Raw genomic sequence first — 16,392 nt, 5'->3', positions numbered from 1 at the left:
ATGTCCGGCCCGGTACGGCAGGATGAGCGCATGACCAAGGTGCACGAGGAACGGCCCGTACTGCCCACGCAGCAGGACGAGGTCGCCGCGGCCGGCAGCGAGTTCATCGGCGGCCCGATGGGCCGCTACGCCCGGCTGGGCGGCCACTGGCTGACCCCGGTGCGCGTCGTGGTCCTCGTCGCCCTCGGGCTGTTCGCGCTCGGCATGGTGCAGAAGCTGCCCTGCTACGACTGGGCGTGGTTCCGCGGAGCCGGCTCGCAGTACACCCACGCCTGCTACTCCGACATCCCGCACCTCTTCGCCGTACGCGGCTTCGCCGACGGACTCACGCCGTACTTCGACCGGCTCCCCGGCGACATGGAGTACCTGGAGTACCCGGTGCTCACCGGGCTCTTCATGGAGGTCGCCTCCTGGCTGACCCCCGGTAGCGGCTCCATGCAGCACCGCGAGCAGATGTACTGGATGGTCAACGCGGGGATGCTGATGGCCTGCGCCGCGGTCATCGCCGTGTGCGTCGCGCGCACCCACCACCGCCGGCCCTGGGACGCGCTGCTCTTCGCCCTCGCGCCCGCCTACGCGCTCACCGCGACGATCAACTGGGACCTGCTGGCCATCGCCCTGACGGCCGCGGGAATGCTCATGTGGTCCCGCGGCCGGACCGTGCTCTTCGGCGTCCTCGTCGGCCTGGCCACCGCGGCCAAGCTCTATCCCGTCCTGCTGCTCGGTGTGCTGTTCGTGCTGTGCTGGCGGGCCGGGAAGTGGCGGGCGTTCGGCGCTGCCGCCCTCGGCGCGGCCGCCTCGTGGCTCGTGGTGAACCTGCCCGTCATGATCTACGCCTGGGACGGCTGGAAGAAGTTCTACACGTTCAGCCAGGAGCGCCCGATCGACTTCGGCTCCGTGTGGCTGCTCATCTCCCAGCGGTCCGGGAACCCCCTGCACGACGCCAACACGTACGCGACGGGCCTGACGCTGCTGCTGTGCGCGGGCATCGGAGTGCTCACGCTGACCGCTCCCCGCCGCCCCCGCTTCGCCCAGCTGGCGTTCCTGGTCGTGGCCGCCTTCATCCTGGCCAACAAGGTCTACTCGCCGCAGTACGTGCTGTGGCTCATCCCGCTGGCTGCGCTGGCCCGGCCGCGCTGGCGGGACTTCCTGGTCTGGCAGGCCGGCGAGGTCGTGTACTTCCTCGGGATCTGGCTGTACCTCGCCTACACGACGAGCGGGGACAAGCACCAGGGCCTGCCCGTGGAGGGCTACCAGGTGGCGATCGCCGCCCACCTGCTGACGACCCTCTACCTGTGTGCGGTGGTCGTGCGCGACATCCTGATGCCCGAGCGGGACGTCGTACGCCGCGACGGGTCGGACGACCCGTCGGGCGGGGTCCTGGACGGGGCCGAGGACGTGTTCGCGCTGTCGGACGCCGCGAGGGCGCCGCAGGATGCGGCGCCCTCGCAGGGTCAGCGGGTCGAGTGGGGCATGGCGCCCAGGGACTGACCGGTCAGGCGTCGAGCACCCGGTCGAACTGCGTGGTGGTGTGGCGCAGGTGCGCCACCAGCTCGTCGCCGACCTTCGGCTCGGGGGCGTCCGACGGCACGAACAGGATCGACACCTGCATGTGGGGGGGCTCCGCGAACCAGCGCTGCTTGCCCGCCCAGACGAACGGCGAAAGGTTCCGGTTCACGGTGGCCAGGCCGGCCCGGGCCACGCCCTTGGCGCGCGGCATCACGCCGTGCAGGGCCTTGGGGGCCTCCAGGCCCACCCCGTGTGAGGTGCCGCCCGCGACCACGACCAGCCAGCCGTCGGACGCGGCCTTCTGCTGCCGGTAGCCGAACCGGTCGCCCTTGGCGACGCGCGTGACGTCCAGGACGGCGCCCCGGTACTCGGTCGCCTCGTGGTCGCCGAGCCACAGCCGGGTGCCGATCCGCGCCCGGAAGCGGGTCTGCGGGAACTGCTGCTGCAGCCGTGCCAGCTCCTCGGCCCGCAGGTGGCTGACGAACATGGTGTGCAGCGGCAGCCGGGCCGCGCGCAGCCGGTCCATCCAGCCGATGACCTCCTCGACGGCGTCCGAGCCGTCGGGGCGGTCCAGCGGCAGGTGCAGGGCGAAGCCCTCCAGCCGCACGTCCTCGATCGCCGAGTGCAGCTGGCCCAGGTCCTGCTCGGAGATGCCGTGGCGGCGCATCGAGCTCATGCACTCGATGACCACGCGGGCGCCCACCAGGCCGCGGACCCCGTCCAGGGAGGACACCGACCGGATCACCCGGTCCGGCAGCGGCACCGGCTCCTCGCCCCGCCGGAACGGGGTGAGGACGAGCAGGTCGCCGCCGAACAGGTCCTTGATGCTGGCGGCCTCGTACGTGGTCCCGACGGCCAGGACGTCGGCGCCCAGCCGGGTCGCCTCCTCGCACAGCCGCTCATGGCCGAAGCCGTAGCCGTTGCCCTTGCAGACCGGGATCATCCCGGGGAACTGGTCCTGGATCTGCTTCTGGTGCGCACGCCAGCGCGCGGTGTCGACGTAGAGCGTGAGCGCCATGCCCGTCCGGAGCCTCTCTTCAAAAGCTGCAGGTGCAGCGGTGCGGTGTGTGGGGGATGCGGCAGCAGGTCAGCGACGCGACATGTAGATGTCGAGCGCCTTGTGCAGCATCTTGTTGAGCGGGAAGTCCCACTCGCCGACGTACTCGACGGCCTCGCCGCCCGTGCCGACCTTGAACTGGATCAGGCCGAACAGGTGGTCGTTCTCGTCCAGCGTGTCACTGATGCCGCGCAGGTCGTAGACGCTGGCACCGAGCGCGTACGAATCGCGCAGCATGCGCCACTGCATCGCGTTCGAGGGCCGTACCTCGCGCTTGTGGTTGGCGGAGGCGCCGTACGAGTACCAGACGTGCTGGCCGACGGTGAGCATCGTGGCGGCGGCCAGCGGCTCCCCCTCGTGCTTCGCGATGTACAGCCGCATCCGGTTCGGGTCCTCGGAGTTGAGGGCCGTCCACTGGCGCTGGAAGTAGCTGAGCGGGCGCGGGCGGAACTTGTCGCGCTCGGCCGTGATCTCGTACAGCTCCTGCCAGACCGGCAGGTCCTCGTAGCCGCCCTGGACGACCTCGACGCCGGCCTTCTCGGCCTTCTTGATGTTGCGGCGCCACAGCTGGTTGAAGCCCTTGAGGACGTCGTCCAGCGAGCGGTTGGCGAGCGGCACCTGGAAGACGTAGCGGGGCTGCACGTCGCCGAAGCCGGCGCCGCCGTCCTCGCCCTGCTGCCAGCCCATGCGGCGCAGCTTGTCGGACACCTCGAAGGCGCGGGGCTCGATGTGCGAGGCCTCCACGTCCCGCAGGCGCTTGACCTCCGGGTCCTGGATCCCGGCCTTGATGGCTGCGGAGTTCCAGCGGCGGATGACGACGGGCGGACCCATCTTCACGGTGAAGGCGCCCTGACGCTTGAGGTGGGCCAGCATCGGCTGGAGCCACTCCTCCAGGTTCGGGGCGTACCAGTTGATGACCGGGCCCTCGGGAAGGTAGGCGAGGTACCGCTTCACCTTCGGCAGCTGGCGGTACAACACGAGGGCGGCACCGACCAGTTCGTCGTTCTGGTCGAACCAGCCGAGGTTCTCGGAACGCCACTCGTTCTTCACGTCGGCCCACGCCGGGACCTGGCAGTGGCTAGCCGAGGGCAGGCTCTGGAGGTATCCCAGATGCTGCTCTCGGCTGATGGTCCTCAGGGACAGGCTCATGCGGGGCGTCTCCTCCGGCGGCTTCGCTGGCTATGGCGCGAAGCCTACTGCGACAAGGGCGCCACCCTTCTGGGGGACGGGCCGGGCCCGGGCCGGTGTGAAGCCGGCGCCCTGTCGCCGAGGTGCCCCCGGTCAGCCCGCCCAGCCGCCGAAGAGACCGCCGTGCGCCATGCCGAGGTAGAAGCCCAGGGCCGAGGCGCCAAGCCCGATGATCAGTGCGAAGCGCTCGCGTGTCGTCTCCGAGATGAACTGTCCGTACGCGCCGGTCAGGATGCCGACGAGCCCGGTCCACGAGCTGAGCAGGTGCAGATTGTCGAAGAACCCCGTGACGAACGCCACGGCGCCGAGCACCACTGTGGCCACCATGAGCGTGTCCTGCAGCGGATGGGGCTTGCCGTCGGTCGCGAGGAGCGAGATGGACTGCCGTTGCATTGCCTGTGCCATCGAAGGCACCTCCTGGCTGACGCAGAGCGGTGCGCGGGGCGCCCCCGGCAGGGGCCGGGGGCATAGCACCGAGCACACCCGATGAATACAGAGTGTGGCCTCCTCCCGCCGGATTTCAACCGGAAGGAGTCGAGCAGGTAGTCTGTACAGCTGCGCGGTGTCTGCTCACAGACGCCGTGCGCACGCATCACGACCCTCCTGCCACGGAACGACCGTGGCCGCTGAGTCCAAAGGAGGTGGGTTCCACATGCGTCACTACGAAGTGATGGTCATCCTCGACCCCGATCTCGAGGAGCGCGCTGTCTCCCCGCTGATCGAGAACTTCCTCTCCGTCGTCCGTGAGGGCAACGGAAAGGTCGAGAAGGTCGACACCTGGGGCCGTCGTCGTCTCGCTTACGAGATCAAGAAGAAGCCCGAGGGCATCTACTCGGTCATCGACCTTCAGGCCGAGCCTGCGGTCGTCAAGGAGCTTGACCGACAGATGAACCTGAACGAGTCGGTTCTCCGGACCAAGGTCCTCCGCCCCGAGACCCACTGAACTTCGGTTCAGCGGTAATCGGGACCGAGTAGCACAGCAGCCCAGCAGCAAATCCCCGCCGAGAGGTTCATCCATGGCAGGCGAGACCGTCATCACGGTCGTCGGCAATCTCGTCGACGACCCCGAGCTGCGCTTCACCCCCTCGGGTGCGGCGGTCGCGAAGTTCCGTGTCGCGTCCACCCCCCGCACCTTCGACCGCCAGACCAACGAGTGGAAGGACGGCGAGAGCCTGTTCCTGACCTGCTCGGTGTGGCGGCAGGCGGCCGAGAACGTCGCCGAGTCCCTTCAGCGGGGCATGCGCGTCATCGTGCAGGGCCGGCTGAGGCAGCGGTCGTACGAGGACCGTGAGGGTGTCAAGCGCACGGTCTACGAGCTGGACGTCGAGGAAGTCGGCCCCAGCCTGAAGAACGCCACGGCCAAGGTCGCCAAGACCACCGGCCGCGGTGGCCAGGGTGGATACGGCGGCGGCGGTCAGCAGCAGGGTGGCGGCGGCGGTGGCTGGGGCGGAGCCCCCAGCGGCGGCGCCCCGCAGGGCGGCGGAGCTCCCTCCGACGACCCGTGGGCGTCCAGCGCGCCGGCCGGTGGCCAGCAGCAGGGCGGCGGGGGCGGCTGGGGCGGAAGCTCCGGCGGCTCCAACGGTGGCTACTCGGACGAGCCTCCCTTCTAGGGAAGCTCGCATCCCCACTTCTTGATCACACAGGAGAGACACAATGGCGAAGCCGCCTGTGCGCAAGCCTAAGAAGAAGGTCTGCGCGTTCTGCAAGGACAAGACCGCGTACGTGGACTACAAGGACACGAACATGCTGCGGAAGTTCATTTCCGACCGCGGCAAGATCCGTGCCCGCCGCGTCACCGGCAACTGCACGCAGCACCAGCGTGACGTCGCCACGGCCGTGAAGAACAGCCGTGAGATGGCGCTGCTGCCCTACACGTCCACCGCGCGATAAGGAAAGGGTGACCGACTAATGAAGATCATCCTGACCCACGAGGTTTCTGGCCTCGGTGCCGCCGGCGATGTCGTCGACGTCAAGGACGGTTACGCTCGCAACTACCTGGTCCCGCGTGGTTTCGCGATCCGCTGGACCAAGGGTGGCGAGAAGGACGTGGCGCAGATCCGCCGCGCCCGCAAGATCCACGAGATCGCGACCATCGAGCAGGCCAACGAGGTCAAGGCCAAGCTCGAGGGCACGAAGGTCCGTCTGGCCACCCGCTCGGGTGACGCCGGCCGTCTCTTCGGCTCCGTGACCCCGGCCGACATCGCCACGGCGATCGAGGCTTCCGGTGGTCCGAAGGTCGACAAGCGCCGCGTCGAGCTGGCTGCCCCGATCAAGACCCTCGGTTCGTACCAGGTCTCCGTGCGTCTGCACGCCGAGGTCGCTGCGAACGTGGGCGTCGAGGTCGTCGCCGCCTAAGTGCTGCACGCGAAGGGCCGCACCCCTGTGGGGTGCGGCCCTTCGTCGTTGCCGGGGGCTGTGAGCCGATGTTCACGTGAAACACGGGCCGCTCCTCGGCATGTTTCACGTGAAACATCGGCTCGCGGATCAGCGGGCCGCCCCCGCCACCAGCCATCGGCCGGAGCGTGCCCGCAGCTGGAGGGTGGCCATCCGGACCAGCATCATCAGGGTCATGGCCCACCAGAGCGTGGTCAGACCACCGCCGACGGTCGGGACGAGCAGCGCCACCGGGGTGAACGCGGCCAGCGTCACGAGCATCGCCCAGGCCAGGTAGCGGCCGTCTCCCGCACCCATGAGGACCCCGTCGAGCACGAAGACGATGCCGGCCACCGGCTGGCAGAGGGCCACGACCAGCAGGGCGGGCAGCAGGGCGTCCTTGACCGCCGGATCGCCGGTGAAGAGCGGGATGAACAGCGGGCGGGCTGCGATCACCAGTGCGCCCAGAACCATCCCGGAGACGATCCCCCACTGCACCACGCGGCGGCAGATGGCCTGGGCGCCGTCGGTGTCGCCGGCACCCAGGTAGCGGCCGATGATGGCCTGCCCGGCGATGGCGATCGCGTCGAGAGCGAAGGCGAGCAGGCTCCACAGGGAGAGCAGTATCTGGTGGGCTGCGATGTCCGCGTCGCCGAGCCGCGCGGCCACAGCGGTCGCGATCATCAGGACGGCGCGCAGCGACAAGGTGCGCACCAGCAGCGGCGCGCCGGCCTGGGCGCAGGCCCTGATGCCTGCGGAGTCGGGTCGCAGCGAGGCTCCGTGCCGGCGGGCTCCGCGGACCACCACCACGAGATAGGCGCCGGCCATGGCGCACTGGGCGATCACGGTGCCCCAGGCGGAGCCGGCGATGCCGAAGCCCGCGCCGTACACGAGGGCGCCGTTCAGGCCCGCGTTGAGGGCGAAGCCCCCGACGGCGACGTAGAGCGGGGTGCGGGTGTCCTGGAGGCCGCGGATGACACCGGTGGCGGCCAGCACCATCAGCATGGCCGGGATGCCGAGGGCGGAGATCCGCAGGTAGGTGACCGCGTACGGGGCGACGGTGTCGGAGGCTCCGAAGAGGGAGATCAGCCAGGGCGCCGCGGGGAGCACCACGGCGACGACGGCAGCCCCGATCAGCAGGGCGAGCCAGATGCCGTCCATGCCCTGCCGGATGGCTGCCGGGAGGTCTCCCGCGCCGACCCGGCGGGAGACGGCCGCGGTGGTGGCGTAGGCGAGGAACACGAAGACGCTGACGGCGGTGGTGAGCAGGGCTGCGGCGATGCCGAGGCCGGCCAGCTGGGGGGTGCCGAGGTGCCCCACGATGGCGCTGTCCGCCATCACGAACAGGGGTTCGGCGACGAGGGCGCCGAAAGCCGGGACGGCGAGTGCGAGTATCTCGCGGTCGTGCCGTCTCGGGGCGGCCTTCAGCGGCGCGAGAGCCTGTGTCATGCGCTCAATCTAATCTTCCACAGGTAATAGACGCAACTGCCCTTGGATCCTTACCTGTGAGTTGACTCGCGTCTTCTCGGCACCCCGTTGGAGGCGATCTCGGGAACCGGGCCGAGAAATTTCTCCCCCACAGCCCGTGGAGGAAGAACATGCAGGTCAGGTTGGGTGTGTGGGGAGGGCAGGTGATTTTGTCCACAGCACCGTCCCCCGGTCCGTGCACAGCTTCCGGCGACTTACCCACAGCATTGGGTCGGTCATCCACATCTCATCCACACAGCCTGTGGATAACAAGATTGGCTGACGTCGCTCCCGGCCCTACCGTTGTGCGTTGCCCGACTCGCCGACTGCGGATTCGGGTGCCCCAAATGTCAGAGCCGTGCCCTAGAAAGAGTGGCACGGCGAGGTCCGCGTTGCGGACGGGAGGAGGCGGCCCGGTGAGCATGCCCGAGCCCATGGACGACCCCTGGGCCGACAGCGGTCCAGGTGACCGTCTGCCCGCCCGTTCGCGCCGTAACGGCGACGGCCGCGGCCGCGGGGACGAACAGCACGAGCGGGGCCGCGAGGGCGGCTCCTGGGACGGCGGCGGTGGCGGCTTCGAGCGCGTCCCGCCGCAGGACCTCGACGCCGAGCAGTCGGTGCTCGGCGGCATGCTGCTGTCCAAGGACGCGATCGCGGACGTGGTCGAGGTCATCAAGGGCCACGACTTCTACCGGCCCTCGCACGAGACGATCTACCAGGCGATCCTCGACCTGTACGCCAAGGGCGAGCCGGCCGACCCGATCACGGTCGGCGCCGAGCTGACCCGCCGCGGCGAGATCAGCAAGGTCGGCGGGGCCTCGTACCTGCACACCCTCGTCCAGTCGGTCCCGACCGCGGCCAATGCCGAGTACTACGCGGAGATCGTCCACGAGCGGGCCGTCCTGCGCCGCCTCGTCGCCGCCGGCACGAAGATCACGCAGATGGGATACGCGGCGGACGGCGACGTCGACGAGATCGTCAACAGCGCCCAGGCCGAGATCTACGCCGTCACCGAGCAGCGGACCTCCGAGGACTACCTGCCGCTCGGCGACATCATGGAGGGTGCCCTCGACGAGATCGAGGCCATCGGCTCGCGCAGCGGCCAGATGTCCGGCGTCCCGACCGGGTTCACGGACCTCGACTCGCTGACCAACGGCCTGCACCCGGGCCAGATGATCGTCATCGCGGCCCGTCCCGCCATGGGCAAGTCCACCCTCGCGCTGGACTTCGCCCGCGCCTGTTCCATCAAGAGCAACCTGCCGAGCGTGATCTTCTCCCTCGAAATGGGGCGCAACGAGATCGCGATGCGCCTGCTGTCGGCAGAGGCCCGCGTGGCCCTGCACCACATGCGCTCGGGCACCATGACGGACGACGACTGGACCCGGCTGGCCCGCCGGATGCCCGACGTCTCCGCCGCCCCGCTCTACATCGACGACTCCCCGAACCTGTCGATGATGGAGATCCGGGCGAAGTGCCGGCGCCTCAAGCAGCGCAACGACCTCTCGCTCGTCGTCATCGACTACCTCCAGCTGATGCAGTCGGGCGGCTCGCGCCGCCCCGAGAGCCGCCAGCAGGAGGTCTCGGACATGTCCCGAAACCTCAAGCTGCTGGCCAAGGAGCTCGAGGTGCCGGTGATCGCGCTGTCCCAGCTGAACCGTGGTCCCGAGCAGCGCACCGACAAGAAGCCGATGGTCTCCGACCTGCGTGAGTCGGGCTCGATCGAGCAGGACGCCGACATGGTGATCCTGCTGCACCGCGAGGACGCGTACGAGAAGGAGTCGCCCCGCGCGGGCGAGGCGGACCTGATCGTGGCGAAGCACCGTAACGGCCCCACGGCGACGATCACGGTCGCCTTCCAGGGCCACTATTCGCGGTTCGTGGACATGGCCAACACGTAGCATCCGATCATGTAGGGTCTCAAATCCAGCTTCATAATCTCAGCGCCAGCTGCATATGGATGGCATTTATGCAGCCATCATGAGACTCGCAGCTCGGAGCGCTCACTCTTCCGGGTGACGTAAGGGGCGACCTCTCCATGCGGGGAGCGAACGCTGACACCTTGGCTACACGGGCAGTCACTCGTGGGCTGGGGGTGCGGTGGACGTCGCTGCGACGGTGAGTATCCGTCATCAACGTGGTGCTCTCGTGGAGGACCGAGACTGGCGTACGGTGCCTGCCGACTTTCTACAGTCGGCTTGTCCGTGGCGGACGTTCCGCTGGCACAAGGGCCAGAAGCACTACTCAGGCACCTACTGGTCGGCGACGATGCGCGATCACGTGATCTACGAGTCGCGACTGGAGCTGTCGCGGTTACTCTTCGCCGATTTCGATCCGTCCGTACGCGGCATCGTGGCCCAGCCCTTCTTGCTGAAGACAGTGTTGGAGGGAAAGGTCCGTCGGCACATACCGGACTATCTCCTTCTCACCGAGCAGGTACCGGTGGTCGTCGACGTCAAGCCGCTGCATCGGTTGTCCAATCCAGAGGTGGCGATCACCTTCGATTGGACCCGGCAGGCGGTTGAGTTGCGGGGATGGAAGTACGAGGTCTGGAGCGAGCCTCCGGCCGTGGAGCTGGAGAACATCCGGTTCCTGGCGGGCTACCGACGGGACTGGCTGTTCAGCCCCGAGGTCCTGGAAGACCTTCGGGGAGCTGAGCTCGACGGTGTCTCTCTGAGGCAGGCCGCGCGCTGTCTGCCGGATCGTCCGGAGTCCCAAGTCCGCTCCGCTATCCATCATTTGCTCTGGACGCAGTCTCTCGTTACCGAGCTCAATCAGCCGCTCGGCCCTTCACACGTTCTGAGGTGGGTGGCATGAGTAGAGCAGGGGCTCGGGTCGGGGTCGGTACGCGTTTCCGCTACGACGGGGAATCCGTCGAGGTGGTGGAGATGGCTGCGACCACGGCAGGCAACGAAGTGGTCCTGAAGGATGGCCGGGGGCGATTGTTGCGGCTGTCACTCAAGGAACTTCTGTTCTCGGACCGTGCCGCTGTCAGTCCAGACGGCCCGGGACCGTCAGCTGACGACGAAGAAGAGATCGCTTCGGTCGTACTTGGGCAGATCGACAGCTCTACACGGGCGAAAGTCCTTGAACGCGCTGAGCACGTCCGGGAGGTTCTGACGGGATACCGGTCTGGAGCTCCGGAACTGGCACGTGATGGTGAGCCCCGACCGGACTATCGCCCGGAGCGACCGTGGGAGGCGCGATACACGGCAAAGGCTGGTGAGCTGGGGGTATCACCTCGTGCCGTGAAGCAATGGGTCTCTGATTTTCGTCGTGGCGGTGAGGCCGGGCTCGCGCCGAAGAAGACAACAGAAAGACCCCACTCAGGAGTTGATGATCGGTGGGTGGAGACCGCGGTGGAAGTGATGGTCGAGCACACCGACCAGTCGCGCCCGTCGCGGACGATGGTGATCGAGCGGACCCGGGCTCGGGTGATAGCGCGGTTCGGTGAGGGGGTGGTGCGGCAGCCGAGCCGGGCGACGGCGTTTCGGCTGCTGGAGGAGCTGGAGCGACGCCATCCGCTGTTCCGGCTGAGTACGAAGCGGAATCGGGATATCGCCGGTCGGCCGGAGGGTCCGTACGGGAAGCTGCGGCCGACGAGGCCGGGCGAGTACCTGCTGATGGACTCCACCCGCTTGGACGTCTTCGCGTTCGACCCGCTGACCCTGAAGTGGGTTCAGGCCGAGCTCAGCGTCGGGATGGACTGGTACACCCGCTGCATCACGGGCATCCGGCTCACGCCGGTCTCGACGAAGGCGGTGGATGTCAGCGCGGTGCTCTTCCAGGCGTTTCGGCCGCGGCCGGCGGGGCGGGACTGGCCGCGGCACGCGGTATGGCCCGAGCACGGCATCCCCCGCACCCTCCTGGTCGACGTCGAGGGCGCCACCGGACCAGGGTTGGCCTCGCCTCCTCTGGTTCCCGAGACGCTGGTCGTCGACCACGGCAAGGTCTACGTCTCGGAGCATCTGACCAGCGTCTGCCGACGGATGGGCATCTCCATCCAGCCGGCCCGGCTGCGGACGGGCCGCGACAAGGGGCCGGTCGAGCGCTACTTCCGGACCCTGCGGGAGGGGCTGCTGCAGGTGCTGCCCGGCTACAAGGGGCCCGACATCCACTCGCGGGGTGAGAGCCCGGAGGACGACGCGTTCTTCTTCCTCGACGAGCTTGAGGCAATCCTCCGGGAGTGGACCGCGACGGTCTATCACTGCAGGCCGCACTCCAGCCTGGTCGATCCGGGCCTGCCGGGTCTGCGGATGTCCCCGGCGAAGATGTTCGAGCACGGCATGGCGCGGGCGGGCTACATCGAAGCACCCCGCGACCGGGACCTGGCCTTTGAGTTCCTGCAGACGCAGTGGCGCACGATTCAGCACTACGGGGTCGAGATCGGCCGCCGTCGCTACAGCGGCCCCGGTCTGCCCGAGCCGGGCCTCCGAAGCCCGTATGCCGGGCCGGTCAAGAACGGCTGGCCCTTCCAGGTGGACCCCGACGACATCACCCGCATCTACTTTCGCGATCCGGACACCCGGGCCTGGCACACGCTGGTCTGGGAGCATGCACCGTCGATCGAGATGCCGCTGAGCGCGGACGCATTGACGTTCGCCCGGCAGCTGGCGGCCTCGAAGTATCGCTTCCCAGACGACCGGCTCGCCGTCGCTGACTTGCTGGAGCGGTGGAATCTCGGACTGGGCACCACGATCGCCGAGCGGCGCATGGCCCTGCGGCTATCGCGCGAGCAGGCAGCCATTGAGCTGCCGCAGACCGAGGAGGAGACCGTCGTCTCCCTTCCTTCCGTCCGCAAAGCTCTCGGCCAGGCCGCAGAGTCGGTTGAGCCTGCCGAAGAGGTTCCGGTGGAGGCATCCGAGATGGGCGATGACGACGAGGCTGATCTGGAAGACCTCGGTGACGACGATTTCTATGCGGACGCCCTGGAGGACGTATGAGCCTTTCCACCTCGCCGGTCCTGGGCAATCTGGCGTTGTCACGGAAGGAGGACTGGAAGGCGTTCGCCGAGGCCCCGCGCCGTAGCCGGCCCGAACTGCTAACCCGCACCCAGTTGAAGGCCCTGAGCGAGGAGGCGAGGTCCGACTACGACCGGCAGCGCCGGCAATGGCACGCCAACCTCGGACCGATCAAGACTCCACAACTGGCTGAACTGCACGAAGACCTGTGGGACATCGTCGACAGCAACGTTCAGGACGGCGACAAAGCCAAGGGCGCCGTGGCCGTCGATGCCTTCCCCGGTCTGGGCAAGACCACCTCGGTGCTGGCGTTCGCCCGGGAGTTCCACCAACGGGAGATCGCCGAACAGGGCGCCTTCACGGCCGCTGGGCATGAGCGGCTACCGGTCTGCCGGGTCGGGCTGACCGGCAACACCGGCATGAAGGATCTCAACCGGTCCCTGCTGGAGTTCTTCGGCCACCCCGGACGCAATCGTGGAACCACCACCCAGTTCGGCCAGCGGGCCCTGGACTGCGTGTTGTCCTGCGAGGTCCGTCTGCTCGCACTCGATGATCTCCACTTCCTGAAGTGGCGCCAGAGCAGCGGCATCGAGGTCAGCAATCACCTCAAGTGGATCGCCAACGAGTTCCCCGTGACCTTACTGATGATCGGTGTTGGTCTCGCAGACAAGGGCCTGTTCAGTGAGGGAACCACATCCGGTGGATCGGTGCTGGCCCAGACCGGTCGGCGCACGACGCGACTCGGCATGCGGCCCTTCACTATCAAGAACGAGGCAGGCCGCCGCGAGTGGCGGCAAATGCTTCTCGCTTTGGAGAAAAGGATGGTCCTTGCCGACAAGGACCCCGGCATGCTCGCGGACGATCTGTCCGACTACCTCTTCGCCCGCAGCACAGGCCACATCGGCTCCCTAATGACACTGATCAACCGGGGATGCCAACGGGCTGTCCGCACCGGCGCCGAACGCTTGGACAGGGACCTGCTTGACGGGGTCAAGAACGACGAAGCGGCAGAGGCGGCCCGCAGGGAACTCGAGGCAGCCCTGGAGAAGCGACGGCTGACCAGCCGCCCCCGGTCCAGCCGGCGGAAAGCCGCGTGACACCGGCTGCCCGGACCCTCCCGATCAGGGTCCCGCCCCTGCCGGGCGAGGCGCTCGATTCCTGGCTGGAAGCTCTCGCTCGCCGACTGGACAGCCCTCTAGGCGACATCCTGCGGCAGCTCGGCCTGCCGCCCCGGGGCGGACACGGAGAGCACCTACGAGGCATCCCGTCGGACTGGACGATCCTGCTCGACCCGGCACAGATCGCGGCCATCGCGCACGCGAGCGGCCTGGACGCGCAGGCGATCAACGGCATGACGCTGGCCCGTTACGATCAGCGCGCTCTACGCATCAACTTTGAGCGCCGATACGTCGACCGATGGGTCCTCTGGGGCAAAGGCAGGGGTTCACGGTTCTGCCCGGACTGCCTGAAGGAGAGCGGTGGCCGCTGGCAACTGTCCTGGCGCCTGGGATGGGCGTTCGCATGCTTGGTCCATAACCAACTGCTGGCGGACTGCTGCCCCGCATGCGAGGGCGATCCGCGGCTACGGCCCCGCTCAGGCCGAGCCGTTCCCCCCATGGCACGTTGCGGCAACCCACCCTTGAGCCCGGGTGGCCGCCCTACCAGCGGCTGCGGATTCGATCTGTCACAAGCCCATACGCTCCAACTTCCGGACTCGCACCCCGCGCTGGCCGCCCAACGACGCCTCATGAACGTCATCGAGACGGACACCGCCGAATTCGGCGCTTACGCGATCAGCCCGCAGCATGCGGCCCAAGCCCTGACGGATGTCCGGGCAATCGCCGGACGCGTCCTCGGGGCCCTGCCCGAACCCGTCACCAGAAGCCTGGTTCCAGCTGATCTCGCCAACGAGCATTTCACCATTGAGCCAGGGTCCCGGCTGGCTCTGCGCGCTACTGACCGACCGGGTTTCATGGCGCCGGCGAGGGCAGCCAGTACCGCCACCGCCGTTCTCATCGCACTACGGGTCCTGGAACAGCCCGACATCCACCAGGCGGGCAGAGTCTTCCGTGAAGAGCTGATCGAGACGATGCGCGAGGACTTGGGGCAGATCAGCACCACCAGCATCGACCAATGGGGGCGCCGACTGAGCCCGGTCTTGAAGGCTGTGCACCTTGCAGCTGTCGCCCCGTCCCTCCGTCCCGGTGAACAACTCCGCCACCGCATCCTCACCCCCATGCCGAGGCGACCGACGAGGACCGGCCGGGACATCGCACGGCGATCCCGCAAAGTCCCCGGCACGTTCTGGCCGGCCTGGACCGCACGGATCACTCCGACCGACGGGGTCTTTCCGCGCACCCTCGCGCCAATCCTGGCCGCGTCCCTGCTGATCATCGACAGCAGGATCACTCTCGACGATGCCGCGAAGCGCCTCGGAGCGATCACTGACGGCATCGGTATGTCACATGTCATGCAGCGGCTCGACGACCGACCGGACTGGAAGGACATGGTCACCGCGCTGGTCCGGCTGTCCGACTACCTCGATGCCCACGACGTTCCCATCGACTACGAACGACGCCGCAACCTGGACTACAGCCGCCTGCTGCCGCGCGAGCACTGGCACACCATCTGCTGGCGCACCGGCACCCTGCCAGGCTCAGGACGGCGCGAGCGAGTCGTTCGATGCCACCTCTTCCAGCGTCTCAGTGGCCTGCCTATCGAAGCCTCCCCCGGCTACTCCGGTGAGCATGAAGCCCGATTCCGCAACGAAGTAGCTCAGTTCGTTGTCTGGCAAACCCCCGAACTGGCCGATGAACTCGACATCGAGGCCCGAAGCTTCCTCGCACAGCATGGCATCAGAGAAGAGCCGGTGACCTGGCAGCCGCCGACCGCCTTGCACAACGAGCTCTGCCTCCCCGGCGCAGATCCCGACCGCATCGACATCAGCCACCTGCACCGAATGGTCCGTCAGCGCGAAAACCCCGTCCAGCACGCCGCCGAGATCCTCGGCTCAAGCGTCGAAGCAGTTCGACACGTCCTGGACGAACACCCCGCACCGGCGGCGCTGCCGACCCTCTCTTCTGCCAGGGCCACCGGCCGCGTCCGGTCCAGGGCACGCTCGGAAATCCCACGGGAAAGGCTTGCACGGCTGTATCTGGACGAACACCGATCCCTTGTGCAGATCGGCAAGCTGACAGGCTTCTCCCGTCACACGATCCGCAATCTGGTGCGTGAGTACGACATCTCGCTCCGCAAAGGACCTCAGGACTACAGGCACCGCGGCACTGTCGAACGTGACTGGTTGTTCGAGCAGTACGTCACCCGGCGGCGGACTCTGCCCGATCTTGCCCGCGAGAGAGGCATGAGCACCGCGAACATGGCGCGATGGGCGCACACCCACCACATCCCGCTCAGACCCCGCGGGGGAGGAAGCCACGACACGGCCCTCCGTGCGGGTGACACCGCCGCCGAGCAGCACACCTTCCTCAGGAAAGCCCTCAGCAGTCCCTTCGCTTGGCAACGGATCGACCGTTTCCTTGCGGCCAGCCGCTTCCCCACCATCACGGCAGCAGCCAAAGGTCTCGACATCAACATCTCGGCCCTGACCTCGCAGATCAAAAGGCTTGAACGAGATCTGCAGCAGCCCCTTCTTACGCGAGCTGGCGGCGGCAAAGCCATGCAACTGACGCCCTTTGGGAAACGAGTGGTCGCAGCTGCTGAGGAGATCAGTGCCGAGGAGAACACCATGGCGGTGAGACAGAAGGCCCCGTTCAAGCCGTGAGATGTCCTGGAAACCAGCAGGTCACAGCCTCGGCACATTGCAACTGAAGTGAGAACCTA

Annotated in this window: 14 protein-coding genes and 1 pseudogene; 11 read left to right on the top strand and 4 right to left on the bottom strand. The window is 67.8% G+C overall.

Annotation, left to right across the window (positions count from 1 at the left end; all coding sequences use genetic code 11):
* Positions 1-30: 30 nt before the first annotated feature.
* Positions 31-1,491, top strand: a complete 1,461-nt coding sequence (locus tag ACFYXK_RS14860; RefSeq protein ID WP_389411488.1) for a glycosyltransferase family 87 protein — start codon at positions 31-33, stop codon at positions 1,489-1,491.
* 4 nt (positions 1,492-1,495) lie between these two features.
* Here ACFYXK_RS14860 and ACFYXK_RS14855 read toward each other — a convergent pair whose 3' ends face one another.
* From ACFYXK_RS14855 to ACFYXK_RS14845, 3 genes are all read right to left on the bottom strand, one after another.
* Positions 1,496-2,527, bottom strand: coding sequence for an alanine racemase (locus ACFYXK_RS14855; protein WP_389411487.1), 1,032 nt, complete (start codon positions 2,525-2,527; stop codon positions 1,496-1,498).
* 69 nt (positions 2,528-2,596) lie between these two features.
* Positions 2,597-3,715 (bottom strand): peptidoglycan bridge formation glycyltransferase FemA/FemB family protein, encoded by a 1,119-nt coding sequence (locus ACFYXK_RS14850; protein ID WP_030153200.1) that lies wholly within the window; start codon positions 3,713-3,715, stop codon positions 2,597-2,599.
* A gap of 132 nt (positions 3,716-3,847) precedes the next feature.
* Entirely contained in the window at positions 3,848-4,159 is a 312-nt protein-coding gene (locus ACFYXK_RS14845) for a hypothetical protein (protein ID WP_389411486.1), read from the bottom strand.
* A gap of 247 nt (positions 4,160-4,406) precedes the next feature.
* On the opposite strand from ACFYXK_RS14845, the gene rpsF reads away from it, so the two are divergent.
* From rpsF to rplI, 4 genes are all read left to right on the top strand, one after another.
* Positions 4,407-4,697, top strand: coding sequence for a 30S ribosomal protein S6 (gene rpsF, locus ACFYXK_RS14840; protein WP_004950685.1), 291 nt, complete (start codon positions 4,407-4,409; stop codon positions 4,695-4,697).
* A 73-nt stretch (positions 4,698-4,770) separates the two neighbouring features.
* Positions 4,771-5,364 (top strand): single-stranded DNA-binding protein, encoded by a 594-nt coding sequence (locus ACFYXK_RS14835; protein ID WP_389411485.1) that lies wholly within the window; start codon positions 4,771-4,773, stop codon positions 5,362-5,364.
* A gap of 43 nt (positions 5,365-5,407) precedes the next feature.
* On the top strand, positions 5,408-5,644 hold the full coding sequence (gene rpsR / locus ACFYXK_RS14830; RefSeq protein WP_005315025.1) for a 30S ribosomal protein S18: 237 nt from the start codon (positions 5,408-5,410) through the stop codon (positions 5,642-5,644).
* A gap of 18 nt (positions 5,645-5,662) precedes the next feature.
* A complete protein-coding gene (gene rplI / locus ACFYXK_RS14825; RefSeq protein WP_030292603.1) occupies positions 5,663-6,109 on the top strand; it encodes a 50S ribosomal protein L9 in 447 nt (148 codons plus the stop codon).
* Positions 6,110-6,238: 129 nt separating this feature from the next.
* Here rplI and ACFYXK_RS14820 read toward each other — a convergent pair whose 3' ends face one another.
* A complete protein-coding gene (locus ACFYXK_RS14820; protein WP_389411484.1) occupies positions 6,239-7,576 on the bottom strand; it encodes an MATE family efflux transporter in 1,338 nt (445 codons plus the stop codon).
* A 452-nt stretch (positions 7,577-8,028) separates the two neighbouring features.
* On the opposite strand from ACFYXK_RS14820, the gene dnaB reads away from it, so the two are divergent.
* The 6 genes and pseudogenes from dnaB (at position 8,029) to ACFYXK_RS14790 (ending at position 16,333) form a co-directional block, all read left to right on the top strand.
* Positions 8,029-9,492, top strand: a complete 1,464-nt coding sequence (gene dnaB, locus ACFYXK_RS14815) for a replicative DNA helicase (protein WP_389411660.1) — start codon at positions 8,029-8,031, stop codon at positions 9,490-9,492.
* Positions 9,493-9,739: 247 nt separating this feature from the next.
* Complete coding sequence (locus ACFYXK_RS14810) at positions 9,740-10,408, top strand: TnsA-like heteromeric transposase endonuclease subunit (RefSeq protein ID WP_389411483.1); 669 nt, start codon at positions 9,740-9,742, stop codon at positions 10,406-10,408.
* Positions 10,405-12,534: a helix-turn-helix domain-containing protein gene (locus ACFYXK_RS14805; RefSeq protein WP_389411482.1), complete on the top strand. Its 2,130-nt coding sequence runs from the start codon at positions 10,405-10,407 to the stop codon at positions 12,532-12,534. Before ACFYXK_RS14810 ends, ACFYXK_RS14805 begins: the two co-directional genes overlap by 4 nt.
* Positions 12,531-13,649: an ATP-binding protein gene (locus ACFYXK_RS14800; RefSeq protein WP_389411481.1), complete on the top strand. Its 1,119-nt coding sequence runs from the start codon at positions 12,531-12,533 to the stop codon at positions 13,647-13,649. Before ACFYXK_RS14805 ends, ACFYXK_RS14800 begins: the two co-directional genes overlap by 4 nt.
* Positions 13,646-14,086 (top strand): annotated as a pseudogene (locus ACFYXK_RS14795) (TniQ family protein); the annotation flags it as partial. The gene ACFYXK_RS14800 and the pseudogene ACFYXK_RS14795, both read left to right, overlap by 4 nt.
* A 213-nt stretch (positions 14,087-14,299) precedes the next feature.
* Positions 14,300-16,333 carry a LysR family transcriptional regulator gene (locus ACFYXK_RS14790; protein WP_389411659.1) on the top strand — a complete coding sequence of 678 codons (2,034 nt, stop codon included), beginning with the start codon at positions 14,300-14,302 and terminating at the stop codon, positions 16,331-16,333.
* Positions 16,334-16,392 lie beyond the last annotated feature (59 nt).

The sequence above is a fragment of the Streptomyces sp. NPDC002209 genome, assembly GCF_042890265.1.
In the GTDB taxonomy this organism is placed as follows: domain Bacteria; phylum Actinomycetota; class Actinomycetes; order Streptomycetales; family Streptomycetaceae; genus Streptomyces.
This window is presented reverse-complemented; position numbering and strand designations above follow the sequence as displayed.